This window comes from Streptomyces sp. NPDC001137 (assembly GCF_040298885.1).
Classification (GTDB): Bacteria; Actinomycetota; Actinomycetes; order Streptomycetales; family Streptomycetaceae; genus Streptomyces.
Window position 1 is genome coordinate 133,376 of record NZ_JBEPBA010000012.1, and the last position, 17,517, is coordinate 150,892.

At 68.2% G+C, this 17,517-nt stretch carries 12 protein-coding genes; 7 read left to right on the forward strand and 5 right to left on the reverse strand.

Features of this window, described 5'->3' with window-relative positions; all coding sequences use genetic code 11:
* Positions 1-115: 115 nt before the first annotated feature.
* Positions 116-775 carry a TetR/AcrR family transcriptional regulator gene (locus ABT254_RS24575; protein WP_351473866.1) on the reverse strand — a complete coding sequence of 220 codons (660 nt, stop codon included), beginning with the start codon at positions 773-775 and terminating at the stop codon, positions 116-118.
* Between the two features lie 293 nt (positions 776-1,068).
* Here ABT254_RS24575 and ABT254_RS24580 point away from each other — a divergent pair, with 293 nt between their 5' ends.
* Positions 1,069-2,352, forward strand: a complete 1,284-nt coding sequence (locus ABT254_RS24580) for a M6 family metalloprotease domain-containing protein (protein WP_351473869.1) — start codon at positions 1,069-1,071, stop codon at positions 2,350-2,352.
* 104 nt (positions 2,353-2,456) lie between these two features.
* Positions 2,457-4,190: an IclR family transcriptional regulator domain-containing protein gene (locus ABT254_RS24585; protein ID WP_450748680.1), complete on the forward strand. Its 1,734-nt coding sequence runs from the start codon at positions 2,457-2,459 to the stop codon at positions 4,188-4,190.
* A 593-nt stretch (positions 4,191-4,783) separates the two neighbouring features.
* Here the strand turns inward: ABT254_RS24585 and ABT254_RS24590 are convergent.
* Positions 4,784-6,259 (reverse strand): esterase/lipase family protein, encoded by a 1,476-nt coding sequence (locus ABT254_RS24590; RefSeq protein ID WP_351473872.1) that lies wholly within the window; start codon positions 6,257-6,259, stop codon positions 4,784-4,786.
* A 20-nt stretch (positions 6,260-6,279) separates the two neighbouring features.
* Here ABT254_RS24590 and ABT254_RS24595 point away from each other — a divergent pair, with 20 nt between their 5' ends.
* From ABT254_RS24595 to ABT254_RS24615, 5 genes are all read left to right on the forward strand, one after another.
* The gene (locus ABT254_RS24595; protein WP_351473875.1) at positions 6,280-8,451 is read left to right on the forward strand and encodes a hypothetical protein; all 2,172 of its coding nucleotides are present in this window, start codon (positions 6,280-6,282) and stop codon (positions 8,449-8,451) included.
* Positions 8,438-10,795, forward strand: a complete 2,358-nt coding sequence (locus tag ABT254_RS24600) for a WD40 repeat domain-containing protein (RefSeq protein WP_351473878.1) — start codon at positions 8,438-8,440, stop codon at positions 10,793-10,795. The genes ABT254_RS24595 and ABT254_RS24600 overlap by 14 nt, the downstream gene beginning before the upstream one ends.
* Positions 10,796-11,014: 219 nt before the next feature.
* Complete coding sequence (locus tag ABT254_RS24605) at positions 11,015-11,701, forward strand: RES family NAD+ phosphorylase (RefSeq protein ID WP_351473880.1); 687 nt, start codon at positions 11,015-11,017, stop codon at positions 11,699-11,701.
* A 262-nt stretch (positions 11,702-11,963) separates the two neighbouring features.
* Positions 11,964-12,155 (forward strand): hypothetical protein, encoded by a 192-nt coding sequence (locus ABT254_RS24610; protein WP_351473883.1) that lies wholly within the window; start codon positions 11,964-11,966, stop codon positions 12,153-12,155.
* A 222-nt stretch (positions 12,156-12,377) separates the two neighbouring features.
* A complete protein-coding gene (locus tag ABT254_RS24615; protein WP_351473886.1) occupies positions 12,378-12,779 on the forward strand; it encodes an XRE family transcriptional regulator in 402 nt (133 codons plus the stop codon).
* Between the two features lie 117 nt (positions 12,780-12,896).
* Here ABT254_RS24615 and ABT254_RS24620 read toward each other — a convergent pair whose 3' ends face one another.
* From ABT254_RS24620 to istA, 3 genes are all read right to left on the reverse strand, one after another.
* The gene (locus ABT254_RS24620; protein WP_351473889.1) at positions 12,897-14,639 is read right to left on the reverse strand and encodes a hypothetical protein; all 1,743 of its coding nucleotides are present in this window, start codon (positions 14,637-14,639) and stop codon (positions 12,897-12,899) included.
* A gap of 419 nt (positions 14,640-15,058) precedes the next feature.
* Positions 15,059-15,850, reverse strand: coding sequence for an IS21-like element helper ATPase IstB (gene istB, locus ABT254_RS24625; RefSeq protein ID WP_351473892.1), 792 nt, complete (start codon positions 15,848-15,850; stop codon positions 15,059-15,061).
* The gene (gene istA / locus ABT254_RS24630) at positions 15,850-17,385 is read right to left on the reverse strand and encodes an IS21 family transposase (protein ID WP_351473894.1); all 1,536 of its coding nucleotides are present in this window, start codon (positions 17,383-17,385) and stop codon (positions 15,850-15,852) included. The genes istB and istA overlap by 1 nt, the downstream gene beginning before the upstream one ends.
* Between the last annotated feature and the right edge of the window lie 132 nt (positions 17,386-17,517).

A 17,517-nucleotide genomic window follows, 5' to 3' on the forward strand; every position in this document is an offset into this window, starting at 1 on the left:
AAAAAGGCGTCTTACGGGGACGGCTCGTCTACGGGCTTCCGGCGACGGCCGGTGATTCGGTAAGTCGGTGCTCGGTGTCGGGTGTTCGGTGTAGTGACCGGCTTGGGGTGCGGAACTAATCGCAGGGCCGGCGCAGATCCTCCACGGTCACGGGTGTGCCCGGCAGGACCGAGCGGGCCGGGGCCCGCAGTCCGTCCAGGAACAGCTGCAGATGGCGGTGTACGAAGCGGTCGTTGACGAAGCAGTCGGTGCCGGCCGGGGGCCGGCTGAGCTGCGCCACCACGATCATGAGGTCCCCGACGGCGACGTCGGGGCGGAGCTGGCCGGCCTCCTTGGCGCGGTCCATCAGCTCGTTGACGGTCTGCTCGACCCGCCGACGGGCCGCTTCGAGATCGGGATGGTTCTGGTCGAAGGTGCTCTGGACCATCGGGCACAGCGCGCTGATCCGCTCGTCGGCGGCGGTGTGCACAAAGCGCTCGAGCGCCTCGAAGGCGTCCCCGGTCTCGGCGAGCGCGAGCTCGGCCGCCTCCGACGTCCGGTCCATGACGGAGCAGACGACCTCGCGGACGAGTGCGTCGCGGTCGGGGAAGTTGCGGTACACCGTGGCGTTGCCCACGCCGGCCCGGCGGGCGATCTCGTCGAGCGGCACCTCGGGGCCGAACTCGGTGAACATCTCGCGGGCGGCGGCGACGATCCGCTCCCGGTTGCGCAGGGCGTCGGCGCGCGGCCGGGTCACCTTGCGCTGCGGGGCCTTCGCGGTCGTCGTGGCGGTCACGGTGTGCTCCTCGGTGAGTGGTGCTGCGAGCAGTGGGTGCTGCTGCGGGTGGTCGGTGGTGCCGCGATCCGGGGAAGCATTCCCCGTTTCGCTCGGACACCTGACTAAACGGGGAGACGCTCCCCGCTTATTTCAGGTTGACAGAGAGATTTAATGTGACCTGAGTCACACCGCCCTCTCATCGAAACCCCACGTTCGGGCTCCTCCAGCGCGCGCCCGCGCGGCCCCCCGATCAGGGTGATCGAAAGGGCGCAGTCCGATGCCGCCGGCTGCCATGGACGAAGGACGCGTGCATGCAGGTCTGCCGTCGGATACGTCCACGCCGTGCGGCCGTCCTCGCGTCCGTGACCGTCCTGACCTTCGCGTTCAGCACCTCGGCCGGCACCGGACATCTGACGGCGCCCTCCACGACGGCCGGGGCCGGCCCGATCGCGCCTGCCCGCAGCGCGGTACTCAGCCCCTGCATGATCAGAGGCGGTCACGCCATCCAGCTGTCGGAGGGCGTCCCCACCGGCACCGGCTACTCCCGCTCCACGGGCACCGTCCACGCCCTGACCCTGATGGTCGACTTCTCCGACGCACCCGGCCCCGGCAACGCCCTCGACCGCTTCCGCGAGTTCTTCCCGAAGACCCGCCAGTGGTTCCGCACCGCCTCCTACGGCCGCCTGGACTACCGCCCCGAGACCCCGATCCCGCACTGGCTGCGCATGCCGAAGCCGTTCAAGGCCTACGGCATAGAGCGCGGCGCCCCCTTCGACTCCGGCTACCGCGAGCTCGTCCAGGACATCGTCAGCGCCGCCGACCCCAAGGTGAACTTCCAGGAGTACGACTTCCTGAACGTGCTGGTGACCCCGAACGCCGGCCCGTCCGCCCTGGACACGGTCCTGTCCGTGACCTTCGCCGGCAACACCGAGGCACCGGTCGCCGACGGCGTCCCCGTCGCCAACGCCTCCTTCGTCTACTCCCGCCAGGACGACGGCTCCGGCTCCTACGGCAGGACCGGCTACCGGGTGCTGCCGCACGAGAACGGCCATGTCTTCGGCCTGCCCGACCTCTACACCCAGGCGGGCGGCGGCGCCGTCGGCCACTGGGACATCATGAGCGAGGACTGGGGGGCCAACAACGACCTGCTCGGCTGGCACAAGTGGAAGCTGGGCTGGCTGGACCCGTCCCAGGTCAGCTGCGCCTCGCGGCACGGCACCACGGAGCACACGCTGACGCCGCTGGAGCGCGCGGGCGGCCCGAAGCTGGTCTTCGTGCCGCTCAGCAGCCGCACCGGGTACGCCTTGGAGGTGCGCGTCCGCGCGGGCAACGACGAGGCCGTGTGCCGCCCTGGCGTACTGATCTACAAGGTCGACGCGGACGTCGACACCGGCATGGGACCGGTGAAGGTCTACGACTCCCGGCGCGACAGCGGCGGTTGCACGCGCAGCCCCAACGTCCACGCGGAACTCTCGGACGCGCCCTTCACCCCCGGCGAGGTCTTCAAGGACCCGAAGCGCGGGATCCGGATCACGGTGGCGGGGACGGACCGCTCCGCAAGCGCGCGCTACCGGGTGCTGGTGACGCGGCCGTGAGCGGCTCGCGGGGAACCGGTGGGACGCCGGTGGGACGGCCGCCGTCGAGGTGACGGTTCTCCGCATTACGGTAGGCATGCCCCGACCGCCGTACCGGAGACCCGATGCCCGCGAAGCCAACGATGGACGCCGACGCCGCTTCTCCCGCCGTACGGGCCGCGTCGTCCGGCGTACCGGCCGCTGCCGCCGCCATGCCGGACGGCTCGTCCGGCGTACCGGCCGAGGCGGTCGCACCGCTCGTCCGTGGGGTCGCCGTGCTGCGGCGGCTGACCGAGGCCGGCGGGGCCCTGAGCCCGAGCGCCCTTGAACGGGCCACGGGCCTCGCCCGCTCCACGGTCGACCGGATCACCGCCACCCTCGCCCGGATGGGATACGTCCGCCTCGACGGCCGGGACGTGATCCTGACCCCCCGCCTGATGGAACTGGGCAACGCCTACCTCTCCGCCCTGCGCCTGCCCGCCCTGCTGGACGCATGCGCCGACGCCCTCGCCGACGAACTGGACGAATCCGTGTCCCTGGCCGTCGCCGACCGCGACGGCATCCGCTTCATCCACCAGGCCACCCGCCGCCGCGCGATGTCCCTGAGCTTCCGCATCGGCGACCTGCTGCCGGCGGAACGCACCGCGCCGGGCCCCCTGTTCGCGACGGAGTGGACGCAGAACGACTGGCGGGAATGGCGGCAGCGCAGGGCGGCGGACCGGGAGGGGACGCTCTTCCCGGCCGTACCCCCACCCCAACACCCGGCCACCGACGAGGACTTCGAGCAGCGGGTGGCCCGATCGGCCGCGAACGGCTGGGCCTTGGACGACCAGTTGATCGAACCGGGCCTGGTCGCCGTGTCCGTCCCCGTACGGGACCCGCACACCGGCCGTATCGCCTGCGCGGCCAACGTGGTGAGCCACACCAGCCGGCACACCGCCGCGGACCTGCGCGACACCCTGCTCCCCCGGCTGCGGGCGGCGGTACGGGCGATGGAGGACGACCTGCGCGAGGTACCGCCACCCCAGCCGTCCGCCGCGCCCTCCGGCCTCGCGACCTGGACCGGCGCCTCGAAACAGGAACTCGGCCGGGAGTTCGTCGAATCCCTGGCCCGCGGCCTGACGGTCCTGACGGCCTTCGGAGAGGGCCGCGCCGCCCTGACCCTGACGGAGGTGGCCAAGGCAACGGGCCTGGCCCGCGCGACGGCCCGCCGAGCCCTGATCACCCACGAACACCTGGGCCTGGTCCAGGCACAGGCCCGTACCTTCACCCTGACCCCGCGCGTCCTGTCCCTCGGCTTCCCGCCCCTCTCCCGCACGTCCCTCCCCGAGATCGCGGCCCCGCACATGGCCGAACTCGCCCAGCGGGTCCACGAGTCGACGTCCCTGGCCGTGCTGTCGGGCGCCGACATCCAGTACACGGCCCGCGTCGCCACGAGCCGCATCATGAGCGTGAACATCACAGTGGGCACCCGGCTACCGGCCTACGCGACGTCCATGGGCCGCGTCCTCCTGTCGGACCTCCCCCCGTCCGACCGCCCTCTCCCCCTCCCCCTCCGCCCCTTGACCCCCCACACCCTGACCGACCCGGAGACCCTGACCCGCCTCCTCTCCGAGATCCGCGCCCAGGGCCACGCCCTGGTGGACGAAGAACTCGAAGAGGGCCTCCGCTCCATCGCGGTCCCGGTCCGCGACCGCACGGGCCGAGCGGTCGCCGCCCTGAACGTGGCCATGCACGCGGCCCGCCACACGCCCGAGGAGTGCGAGCGCGACATCCTGCCCCACCTCCGCGCCACGGCGGCCCGCATCGAGCAGGATCTCCACGTGGCAGGCCGCTTCACCCGGGTCCCGACGACCTGACCCCCACACCCCGCCCGAACAGATCCGGTACGCTGACGCCAGTGGCCTCCACGGCCACGACTCGCCTTCGTGGGGCTTGCAGAAAACTCCGTCGCCGCAGGTCAGCGAGTGGCCAGGAGATAGCTCCGGAACGCACGCCCGTCGATTCGGAAACGATCAGCTGATCGCTGCAGGTCAGGGCGCGTTCTCGGGAACATGCCAGTCGGCCTTCTGGAAGTGACCCGTAGAGGCGTGAAGCCTTGCACGTTCTTGTCGGCTCGAAGGCTTCCTCGCACACTCAATGCTTCACCCGGAAGACGGTGAACGATGGTGTCGTACGTGGATCCAGACTGGCAGTCAAGCCACGGCCCTTTCCCGTCGCAACGGGATCGCAGCCGGGACCGGCACAGCCTCACGGGCCGAGAACGGCCCCGGTCCAACGACTCTGCTTGTACCTCGCAGCGCAAAAGGCAAGACCGCCGAGGAAGCGCACCATGCTCTTCGTCGGCAATCTCGCTACTTGCGCGGGCGGCGGAGAATTAGACCAGAACTGGTTGCCCACGGAGTGCGCACCCAGGAGATCGGGTACCCACGTTGATTCGCGAGGCTGGCTCCTATTCCACTTCCCTCGTGGCTCCGGCTTCACTGGCCAGGACAAGTTGGGTGATGGTGTGGCCGTCAATGGTGCGAACGGTGACGCGGTACAAGCCCGGAATATTCACGGTGGTCCTGGCCTTGATCTGCCCGTCACCCCAGCCTGCTTTGATGACCTGCGGGTTCTGACCGGCAACGTCGGCTATTTCGCAACGGAGACCAGCCAAGGAATCCACGCCGCTGAGCGTGATACTCCAAGCGGTTCCGACTTCTACCAGATCGGGAACGTCCAGTCCGCAGCCGGGGGCGCCCTGAGGCGGGCCCAAGTGTTCGTCGTCCCGCAGTATTTCCGCTACGGCCTTGAGCGCGACGCGATCGGAGGCGACGGCTCCATGCTGTAGCGGAAGTGGTGTGACAGCGGGTCCGACGGCTGCGGAATCCTTGTATACGGTGCCGTCGCCCTTGACGTCATAGAACCTCAGGCCGCCGCGCGAGTCGCGGATGAAGTCACCACTGGTGTGCTGGCGAGCTCCGTGCTGATGCGGGTAAACCACGCCGTCGCGGATCGTGAGACTTTGCATGGTGGCCTGATTTGTGCCGGCCACCGCCCAGTGCCCGGGCAACCTGACGTTCGCCTGCTTTTCTTGGAACTCGACTGCTGCCTGGGCGAGTTCGGCATTACCTCCGATGCCTGTCACATCGCTGGGGGTGAGGCGACGGACATCGTTCCCGTCGATGAGGCAGGCGTACTGCGGAAGAAGGTCATGAAGGCCTGGCATGGTGGCTGAGATGGATTGCAGTTGCCGGTGCGGGAGCGGGACTGGGGCACCGCGCCCTGTGTTGAGGATCGCGGCTGCCTTCACCGCACCGTAGAAGGGCGTACCAAGGGTGAGTACGGCGCGCGTGTCGTCGGCCAGAGCGCCGTCGTACGGGGCATCGAGGGCGGCCCGGGTGACGAGGCCTCCCATGGAATGAGCGACGAAGACGAGGCGTGCCGGACGTTCGTCCACACGGTTGCGCCGAGCGGCGTCGTGGGCAGGATGCAATCGCCAGGCGGTCAGGTGGCGGCGGGCGGCCTCGGCCAACAGGTGGCCGTTGACGGCGACAGGCAGGCGCCAGTCGTAGGCGAACTCCAGGACGGCGGCCGAATCGGCGACGCAGCCTTGGACCGCATTGATCAGGTTGGTGTAGGGCTCGAACCCCTGGAGGTAGGGAGTCCAGGATGAGTGGCGCATCAGCTGAGTGGGCTTGATCCGGGTGGTCTTGCCTTCCAGTTCCTCCGGAGTCAGGCGCAGCGGCTCGAGGCCCTTGGGCCGTGTCCATGCCTTCAAGAGCCACGACACGCCGGATAAGCCCCAGATGGTCTTCTGAGTGACGGTGTCGTAGAGCTCACTGCCCATGATGCCCGGGACGATGACAACGGCGTCCTGGGTGATGTCGGCGGTCACATCCGATGTGGCGGAGGAGTTCGCAGGTTCTGGCCCGTGGCGATTCATGGCTGTGAACAATAGAGAACATGCAGGGGGAGCACGGGGAGATTGGCTTAGTCGGGCAGGCCAATCCGTCAAAGAGTGAAGAGGGCGCAGGGCCGGCCGCGGGCTCACTGGTCATCGTGACTGTGGAGGACGGGGACCCTGAGTTCGCCAAGGCGATCGAGGAACAGCTGTCGGTCGTGACTGCGTGGTGGAAGGCAGGACCGGAACCGGGCGAAGGGTTTGTACAGACCATTCTGCGTGCGCCGGAGGAACGTCACGATGTGGAACGTTTCTTGCACAGCTCCGGCATCCGGGACGCGGCAGAAGACGAGGCGCTGGTCCTCTACATCACGTCACACGGCGCTGTCGGCACATCCACCAGACACTTCCTGCTCCTGCCAAGCACGGACACTGATCGGCTGCTGGCGACGGGCATGCCGACGAACGAGGTTGTCATCGCGGCTCTCGACTCGCAGGCCTGCCATGTACTCGTGATCGTCAACGCCTGTGAGGCGGAAGGCATCGATGTAGAGCTCAGGGACCTGGCCCGCGACCTTGTCCGGCCAGAGTCCCCGGGGAGGGCGCTGAACGTCGTGGCGACAACGGGGGCCCGTTCCCCGGTGCTGGGCCGCGAGTTCGCCGTCGTCCTGCGCATGGCCTTCGAGTGGTTTCAGGACGCGGCCGGTATCGCCCGTCCGTACCTGTCGATCTCCGAATTCATGCAGGCTCTCGAGCAGGCCACCGACCGACTCAACGAAGAACGGGATCTTTCACTCGCGGGTCCCCGAACGGTCCTCCAGGGCAAGCTCGGCGCCCCGACCCCTACCCTGCCCAACCCTGGCTACCGGCCCAAACCGCAGGTGGTCACAGAAGCCAGAGAGGAAGTCGCAGCCACGCCCGAGGAACTGGAGTACTGGCTGGACCGCGCCAGCGGCCGCGCCAGCCGCGACGATCCCGGCTGGTACTTCTCCGGCCGCCAGGAACTCAACCGCCGACTGACGAGCTTCGTCAAAGGTCCCGCGGGCGTCCTCATCGTGACCGGCACCGCCGCCAGTGGGAAATCCGCGGTACTGGCCCGGGCAGTGACGCTCAGCGATTCCGCCTTCCGGGCGTCACCTCGCTACGCAGAGGCAGTGAGCAAGTCTCCCGCGAACACCGTCCCGGACGAGGGATCGATCCACGTGGCGGTTTCAGCCCGCAACCGCGGGCCGCTGAGCCTGATCGAAGCCATCGGTACCAGACTGGGCGGTGAGCGGGACCGCACACAACCTGCGGCAGATGCTCTGCGGCAATGGCAGGAAGGGCTGCGCACATTCTTCACGTCCCGTCAGAAGGACACGGTCACGGTGGTCGTCGACGGCCTGGACGAATCCCCGGAGGCTGGTGCCTGCATCCGAGATGTTCTCGTGCCTCTCGCCGGCTATGCCGGCGGGCTGCCCGGTATGGCGGACAGAATCTCGATCCCCGCCCAGGCTGCCGACTCCACGTCGGCCGAACCGTCCTCCGGCCACAGTGGCCTGCGTCTCCTCATCGGGGTCCGCAGCACCAGCCCGGGTACCCCGGTGGCGTCGGCCGCCACCGGGGTACCCGGGCTGGTGCAGGAACTCCGGCTTGTCTTCCCGGCAGCGCAGGTGGTGCGCACGGACGGAGAGGGGGTGCAGGCGGATATCGCCGCCTACGTGACTGCTCTGTTGGCCGGGGCTCCCTGGGGCACCGACCCGAAGGTGATCGCCTCGGCAGCGGAGCGAGTGGCGCGTCATGCAGGTCGGTCTTTCCTGGACGCCCGCTTGGCCGCCGAACAGTTGCGTCGGGGCGACGGAGTCGCACTGCTCCGCGACCAGCTGTGGCTCTCACGGCTCGACCGGGGCACCGTGGGGCTGTTCGAGCAAGATCTCAACCAGGTCGGCGATGACGGCCTGAACCGGGAGGAGGCGCTCGCCCTGCTGCGCGCCACCGCGTTCGGGCTGGGGCGCGGAATGCCGTGGGCCCAGGTGTGGCCGGCCGTGGCTTCAGCGCTGCTGCAGGCCCGTATCGATCACGCCGACGAGAAGATCCGACGGCTCCTCGAAGGCCGACTTGCCGGATACCTCACACATGACATCGAGGATGACCACGTTGTGTACCGACCCGCCCACGAGCAACTCGGGGTGATGCTGCGCCAGTGGCCTCAGCCGCCGCACGAGATGAGGAGGGCCTTGGATGAACCCGGATGAGCGGCAGAGGAGCGCCGACACCGGTGAGCAGCAGGCCCATGCACGCATCGCAGCCGCACTGGCGCGTTTGGTCAAGCCTGATGCAGTGACCGTGCCGCACCCCTATCTGACCCGGCACCTGGCTCACCATGCCGCGCTCGGCGAGGCTCTGGATGACAGCCACGTGCCGCCTGGCCTGCTGCCGTGGGTCTCCGGCGACGGAGTCCGGGGACGTCTCGGCCTCCCACACGCACGCCGTGCGAACCGGGAATGGCTCACGGCATGGGCTGCCATCGAGCCCTACGTCCAGGACACGGATCTCCCCTCCCGCTGCTCCAGTCTGCATCTGGCCTACACAGCCTTGCGGTTTCCCGGTGTTCCCCGGCAAGACCTGCCTCAGGAGGCCGCAGAATTCCCGGGCTCCCGCCTGTGTGTCCTCTGGTCACAATGGGCGCCGCCCTCCAACGTGCTCGCGACGCTGAACCGTCGCAGTCTGTCGCTGGCCACGGCCGAAGGTCCCGGTGGTGCGCAACTGCTGGTTGTAGGCAGTGAGTTGGGCGGCATCGAGCTCATCGACACGGCTACCGGTACACCTGTCGGGGACCGGATTCCCGCGCACGACGGCGACGTGCGATGCCTGTTCTTCGTGGCGCACTCCACCGGCGATGGAGCGCTTGTGTCTGGCAGCACCGACGGCACGGTACGCGTCTGGGACACGGTCCGGGGGATCCTGCTTGACCATATGACGTTCGGGGGGCGTACCTGGACCGCTGCTGTCACCGGATACCGCGACGACGCAGGGACGTTGACTGTGGCAGCGGTCAACGGTGACGGCGCGGTGAAACTCTGGCGCGAGCACTCGGAGGAACTCCACCTGGCCGACATGAGCGCTCATCCGTCGGAACAGGCCGCATTCGCACTGGGCCTCGCCATCGGCCCCGGCGGACGGCAGCTGCTGGTCGGTGCCGGCCGCACGCTGAAAGTGTGGGACACCGCGGATCATCGATTGCTGCATGAGTACTCTGTGGGCGCTCCGGTCAGGTGCCTGACTGAAACGACCATGCCGGGCTGGGTCGCAACCGGCCACAGCGACGGCTCCATCACCCTGTGGGATACGGCTTCAGGCCTCCAAGCTATCTTCCGAGGAGAGGAAGAGCCTGTCACCGCGCTGGCGGCACTGCGCATCGACGGCTCGGACCTAATCGCCGCGGCCGGCTCCGGATCAACGATCGATCTGTGGGACATGGACACCAGGCATAGGACCGGTCAGCTCACCGGACACACGGACGCCGTGACAGCCCTGCGCACGATCTCGGCCGACGACTGCGACCGGCTCGCCTCCACCGCTCGGGACAACACGGTCCGGCTTTGGGACACGCATTCCATCCGTCACGCGATTCGGGGCACCGCCACAGCCCCCGCCGCCGTAGCTGCGGCAATCACTCCGGAGTCCGTTGCCGCACCGCTCCTGGCCGTCAATTACAGCACCGCGCAAACCCAGGTCTGGGACACCCTCACCGGGACGGTCACCGGCTCGTTCGGCAGGGATTCGAAGCATGCCTCGTCTGCCCTCAACTGGGCACCGGAGCACGAAGGCCGGCGCTTACTCCTCTGGGCGGCATCCGACCACAGCATCCGGTCCTGGGACCCCGTACGCGGTGCTGCTGCCGGCGTCCTTCTCAAGGGGCACTCCCGTCCCATACACGTCCTCGCCTCGACTGCAGCCTGCGATGGACGGCGGTTGGCCATCAGCGGCGACGATTTCACAGTCCGGCTCTGGGACCTGGACAGAGGACGACCGCTACAGCAGTGGCGGCATCCCTACACGGTCCGAACCGTAGCGGCGGCATCCGACGGAGTCAGCGCGGACTGGTTCGCTTCTGGCAGTGCTGACGGGACGGTGCGCCTTTGGGCGGGCACAGACCATGCGCCCAAAAAGGTCCTCTACTGTCGACAGGGGATCATCAATGCCGTGGCCATCAACACGGGCACCTCCCCGTTGCCGCCTTTCCTCGCCAGCGGTGGAGATGACCACACGGTGCGCCTATGGGACTTGCGCACCCTCGAACCCATCGGCGAGCCTCTTCGAGGCCACACAGCCGCCGTCGAGGCCATCGCTACCTGGACAACGTCCGCTGATATCGCTCGCTCCTACGTCGCCAGCTCCTCTCGGGACGGCACGATCCGGGTCTGGGATGCGACAACGTCTTACTGCGTCCTGCAGCTGGCCACGGGAACTCCTGTGCACACGCTGTCCGTGCGCCCCTCCGGCGAATCCGTCTACAAGGTCGTCCTCGCCATGGCGGGAGAGGCCGGAGTCGCCGTTCTCGAGTTGGACCTGGAGGACCCGTCGCCTACGAAATAGGCCGTGCGCCCCCTCAAATCCTTCGTGCGCCCCTCATGGGATCGGCAGGACCAGTCGCCCTTGTCTGTCCAGCAGCAGAAAATGATCGTTCGGCTGTGTTCAGACGCCCGGGCATCCGGCAGTGCGTGCCGACACCCGTCCCTGCCGCGCACACGGCGAGCAACGAGCCAGACCCGAGAACCGACACGTGCAAGTTCGTACCTGAGTGAGGAGCGGCCCATGAGCGAGGGCACACCGTTAGAGGCAAGTCTCATACCGGCACCGGAACGCGGGGTGTGGCGCCTGGGGAAGGCGGAGAACCCACGCAAGTACAACAAGATCAGCCGGGAAGACGACAGCCGCTCGGGGGGCAACCGGTGGAGCCTGGTGAGCTACGGCACCTTGTACTGCGCCTCCGATCTTGACGGGTGCTTCGCCGAGGCGCTGGCTCCTTTCCGTGTGGATCCCGAACTGCGTGAATTCATCGGCGACGACTGGAACGAGCCCTACTTCATGAGGCCCGGGCACCTTCCCCAGGACTGGCGCACCCGGCACACGCTGGTGCGGTTACAGCCGGCCAAGGAGGCGCGCTTCTTAGACGTCGACAACGAGCAGACGCAGCGCACGTTGTCGAGAGAGCTCAAGGAAGAGCTGGCGCAGTTCGACATCACCGACCTGACCGCCGAACACGTCCAAGGCACGAACCGCAGGGTGACGCGCCAGATCGCCGCCTGGGCAATCGCACAGCGCGACCCACAACAGGGCCGGCTGATCCACGGGATCGCCTACCGCTCCCGCTTCGGGATGCGCCAGTGCTGGGCTATCTTCAGCGATGTCGATCTGGAAGAGGTGGAGAGGCAGCCGATCTGGCCGGAGACCGAGGGGCTGGGGAGAGTCGCCGAAGAGTACGGACTCACCATCCGCTGACGCCGCGACACCACACTCGCTATCCCCCGCTCGCATCCACCTTGAAACCTCCATCAGCCGCGTAGCCCGAACGAAGGAAAACGTCAGTGACCACCTGACACCATCAGGCGACAGGATCGAGCGAAGCTGCACGTCAGATCCCCAACCTCGCTTCGATGAACCGATCTTGATAGGTCTTCAGGCGGCAGAAGTTAGCGCAAAAACGGTGGAGTTAGAGGTGGATTCTGGGTAGCCTTAACTCATGAACTATTGGGGAGGGACCATGAACACACTCAGCCACCAGTTACCAGCAGCCGCCATCGCCGCACCTGCGATCGCGCTGATACCTCCTGACGGCGCTCCGCAGGCCAGCCAGCCGAGCAACTGGCGTCGCAACAAGCTCCTGCACAGCCTGCACCCCCTCAGTCAGCCCAGCACCGGATCTGCCTCCGAGACCGGCATGCAGCGATGCTGACCACAGGCGTCTAGCGCCGTCATGATCCGCAGAGGTCACGCTTCCCCGCGGATCCACCTTTCAGAAGCGTCACATCAGTCAGCGGCGCCGAGCCCGCATCTGCACTCCATCGGACGTGCGGCAGGCCGAGTTGTCCGCAATCAAGTCCTGCACCCGTTGCCTGACACGCGACCAGTCGGCCACCGGCCAGGCGTGCAGTCAGAACACGAGGGAGGAAATGCCATGGCCACCACAGCCAACAACCCCGCAGCCGCCAAGAGTGCAGCAAGCGCCGAGCGAGCCCACGCCACCACGGTACGCATGTCCATCGCGGACATCGCCCGATTTCTGCAGGACAACCTCGGCCAGCGCCTGACCGCTCGCATCACCAACATCAACGATCCCCGGCAGGTCGGCAAGTGGGCTTCGGGCGATTCAGCACCACGCCAGGATGCCGAAGACCGACTCCGCGCGGCCCTGCAGGTGTTCCAACTCATCCAGGACGCTGAGAGCCTCTACACAGCACGTGCGTGGATGATCGGGATGAACCCCCAACTCGAGGACGAAGCCCCTCTTACGGTGATCGCTGAGGGGCGCTTCAAGGACGTCATGGTCGCCGCACGTGCTTACGTCGACGGCGGCTGACTCACTGCAGTTGGACACAAAGGCCAGCGCAAACTTTCGTGCCGCCTCGCAGACAAGGCCGCGGGGCGGCACAGCCACGCCCCACGGGGAAGGCGCAGATCCTCGGTGCCCGGCCGCTCATCGGCTCCCCGGCGGCTTCGGCCAAGATGCTCCTACGGCAGCCGCATCCAGCAGATCACCGAGGCGCAGCCAGGCGGTCGGCCCGGAGTAAGTGGCCGGGCAGGCCGCAAACCGGTCCCACGCATCCTGATCGGCGCTCAGGGCCTCACGTACTACCGAAACCACAGCCGGATGTGCGCTTCCGTAACGATCACCCCGCGCACGTAGCACCGACCAGGCTGGCAGGGCACGTACCAGTTCCGACGTGATGTCCCGCCTGGCCAGGACCAGACGGGTCCAGGCCTCGCGCCACGGCGGACCGCCACCGAGATTCCCACGCAGGCCCTCGGTGAGACGGAGCAGCACCGTGTCCGGGGAGCCGTGCCGGCGCAGTACGTCCTCGAAGTCGTCGTCGGACCGGTGCCCGCTCGCGGCACACGCGAGGAGAGCCTTCTCCACGAGGGAGTCGTCGCCGGGATGCCGGTCCAGGTACTCGCTCAGGGCCTGTGCCGGGACAGCGGCCAGTTCGCGCACTGTCACCTCGCCAGGGGCGCCGAGTGCGCTCCGGCGGCGATCCGCGCCGACGGCGGGCGGCGGATCGGCAAGGACGCGCTCGATCGTGTCGAGGATCTCCTCGAGCTCGCGACGCCGGTCGTAACGCGGCTGAAGGCCGCGCTGGTGGGGGCTCAACCGTTTCCGCGCATGCCGGACGATCGGGCGGACCCCGGCCTTGACCTCCTCGGTGACCGTCGGAAGGTGCAGCATCATGTCGCGTACCCAGGCCACCTCGTCCGGGTCGATGGCCGAGTAACGGTCCTCGGCCTCCCAGAAGGGAAGGGCACGGGCTGCCGTCTCGGCGAACCTTGCAGCGAGGTCTGCGAGCGTAGTCGCGGGAGCCCGCCAGTGCACCGGCCGGTAGCCGTCCTTGGCCTGCCCCGGGTTGAGCAGGTGACGCCAGGTTCCGGATGCGGCGTGCCGCACCCAGGTGACGGGGGCCTCGCACCCTATCTCGAGCAGCGTGGTGCTCTCACGGCTCAGGAAATGGCGGAGGCGGACCTGCTCCTCGTCCGGCAGGGCGGACAGTTCCGCGGCGAAGCAATCCAGTACCTGCTGCTTGTCCAACCCATCGCGGCGCATGCGGGAGGCCTGGGCCAGCAGCAGTTCGTAAGGGAAGCGCCCAAGGTCGGCCCCGGCAAGCTCGGTCAGTAGCGCAGGCTCGACCGACCAGGGAAGACTGCCCAGCAACTCGTCGCGGACCGTCCGCTCGGCGTCAGTGTGCTTGGACCACTCCACGAACTCCCGGTGGCGGTCCGGGTTTCGTTCAAGTATCCGGCGCCACATGCTCGCCCATGCCTCATACGCCCGTGTGTGACGCTCCAGCCAGTCGTCGGCGTCCTCTCCCTCGCCCAGCTTGCCGGGGTCGGGGGCCGTGGGAAGCGTGTCGCGAGCTGCCGCGAACACCAGGTCGTGCAGCGGGCCTTGCCGTAGCACGATCTGGGCCTGGGTTGGGGCCTCCAGTAGTCGGGGAGCCATCGGCGGCGGTGTACCGCCCCGGGCACGCACTTCCTCGGCAACCGCACTGACCAGCCACTCAGCGGCGCGTGGGCTACCGAGCTGAGCCAACTGCTCAGCAGTGCAGCGCTTCAGCGTCTGGTCCCGCAGGGATGCCGGACACGATGGGTGCCCAAGGGCGAGCGCAACCAGGGTCGGTCGACGATCGAAGTGGGGCAATTCCTTCTCGGCTTCCAGGTCCGCCGCCACGGCTGCCTCCAGAAGCCATGGGGGCGCCTCCTCGGCATGGGGACCCAACAGCAGAGCCTCGGCGAGGGCGGAGCGGTCGTATCGGGGCTGATCCGACCGGACTTGCTGCGCCGCCAGCCGTACCACGGGGTCCTCCGGGCCGCAGTCGGCCATCGCCGTGAGAAGGAATTCGGAGGGCAGCACAGCGTCGAGGTCCTGGCCGGTCACGAGAGGTTCTCCATCAGGATCGTTGGTGCACTTGCTCGGCATGCTGAAAGGTCCTGCACGAGGTTCACTGCGGCCCCTGAACGATGAGAAGGGCATCCAGTGTCAACGGCCATTTCGTTCTCCCCGTAGGCGGCCAGGAGTTCGCCCCGCTGGCGGCCGTCGAGATGTCCCCGGTGGCGGCCAGATAATTCCCCGCCCTCGGGTCGGTCGGGTCAGCTGAAGGGCTTCACTCCCTGTCCGCTGGTGGCCTGGGTGAGCCGGTAGCTGTCACCCTGGGTGACGACGATGTGAGCGTGGTGCATGAGCCGGTCGACCGTCGCCGTGGCCAGGGTCTTGGGCATGATCTCGTCGAATCCGGAGGGGTGGAGGTTGCTGCTGACGGCGACCGAGCGTCGTTCGTAGGCGGCGTCGACCAGGCGGTAGAAGCCTTCGGCGGCGTCCGGCGAGACCGGCAGCAGGCCGATGTCGTCGACGGTGATCAGATCCGAGCGGATGATCTTCGCGAGGGCTCGGGCGATGGAGTCGTCCGCGCGGTGCCGGCGGACCAGGACTCCGAGGTCCTCGATGGTGAACCAGGAGACGGTCAGCCCGGCCTCGACCGCGGTCTGGCCAAGTGCCTCGGTGAAGTGGCTTTTGCCCGTGCCCGAGGGCCCGCAGATGCAGAAGTTCTCCCGCCGCCCGACCCATTCCAGGGACTTGAGGGCGTCCTGGGTGGGGCGGGGAATGGCGGACTTGGTCTCGTCCCAGTCGCCGAAGGTCTTGCCGGTGGGGAAACCGGCCCGCTTGCGGCGGGTGTGGAGGTTGGCCCGGTCCCGGCCGGCGGCTTCCTCGGCCAGCAGGACGCGGACGACCTCGGCCGGGTCCCAGCGTTGTGCCTTGGCGGTGGGGATCAGGTCGGCCAACACCCGCCGCAGGTGCGGGAGTTTGAGCCGCCTGGTCAGCTCGATGGCCTCGGCGAGCGGGTCGCCGTTGGTGCCGGGAACGGTGCGAAGTGGGGTGGCCATCAGGCGAGATCGCTTTCGTCGTGCTCGGAGACGTCCGAGGTCGTGGTGGGCAGGCCGAAGGAGGACCAGGCGGAGGTGCCGGGCTGCAGGGAGTGTTCCTCGCTGCGGCGGACAGGCTCGGTGTGCTCGCGTGTGGCCTGGTAGTCGACGATGGACAGCAAGTCCTTGTCCGCGAAGCGTGCGGTGACCGCGGCGGTGCCCAGGGCCCGGTCGACCTCGGCCACCGAGTAGAGCTTGGACAGGGCGACGGCCTCGGCCATCTTCGCCTTGACGCGTCGGACCCCGGCCGCCCCTGCTTCGACCAGCCAGGACGCCGCCCCCGGACCGAGCGCGAGGAAGGCGGCTTCCTCTGCCGAAGTGGCCTTCGGGGTGCGGTCGTTGTCCTTGTTCTCCCGCGGCGGGTAGTGGGCGTCGTCCAGGACCGGAGTGCCCGGCTGGCCGCGTCGGTGACGGGCGGCCTCGCGGGCCGAGCCGTCCTCACCGACCGCGGTGACGATCAGCTCGTCGCCGTGGAACCGGGCCCAGACCCGGTTGTCGATCAGCTCGTGCGGAACGGAGTAACGGACCCCCTCGACCGAGATCGTGGACTCCCAGTTCACCCTCCGGGTGGTGCCGAACGCAGCGGTGAACGGCCTCCTCGGCAGCGGGTGCAGCCGCTGCCGTTCCTCGGCGAGCCGCTCGACCGGCTTGCGCCGAGTCGCCCGGTGGGTGCGGGAGTTGACCTCGTCGCAGAACACGCGGCAGGCCGCCTCCAGCTCGCCGAAGGTCTTGTAGTGCTCGCGCAGGTTGACGTCCTTCGGCACCAGGTCGGCCTTCGCGATCCGGACCGTCGCCTCGGAACCGCCCTTCGTCTCCGGGTCCGCGGGCAGACACGTGCGTATGGTCGTGCCGTAGTGCCGGGCGACCTCGACGATCTCCGGGTTGCGGACCGCGATCCCGGCGACGTGATCGGTGGTGACCGTCTTCTCGTTGTCCGTCAGGACGTAGGCCGGCACCCCGCCGATCCGGCGGAACGTCGCATCCAGACACGAGGTGACCGTCGGCAGCGTCTTGTCCCAGATCGGGATCACGATCCGGAACCGGGACCAGGCCAGCCAGGCGCACCACAAGATGGTCCTGCGGCCGGCGATGGTCGGCCCGTCGCCGAAGTCGTACTGAATCCACAGCCCCGGCTCGGTCACCCACGGCCGATAGACCCGCCGCCGACCAGCCCTGAACTGGGCTTTCGCCTCGGCAACCGTGCGGCGGGTGGTGCGTTCCCCGCCGGTGAAGCCCATAGCAACGATCCTCTTGTGCACCACGTCCGCACGGATCTTGCCCTGCGAACGGACCACCAGTTCCTCGATCTTCGGCAGATAGTCGTCGATCGCGCGGGCCCGGTGACGGCGCTGGTCCGGGTGCTGGCCGGCGGCCCGCATCTTCACATACCGGGCCACCGTGTGGTGGTCGACGCCGGTCAGCTCGGCCGCGGCGCGGTAACTGCCCGTGAGGTCGTACGCCTCAAGGATCTCCATGATCTCCCTGCTGTTCTTCACCCGCCCGAGCCTCGCCGAGCGGGATGCGTCCAATGCGAGCGGGGAGATATCTGGCCGTACGTGGGGAATCCCGTGGCCATCAGTGGGGCGGTAAGTGGCCGCCTATGGGGAGCTTGTCATGGCCGCCGTCAA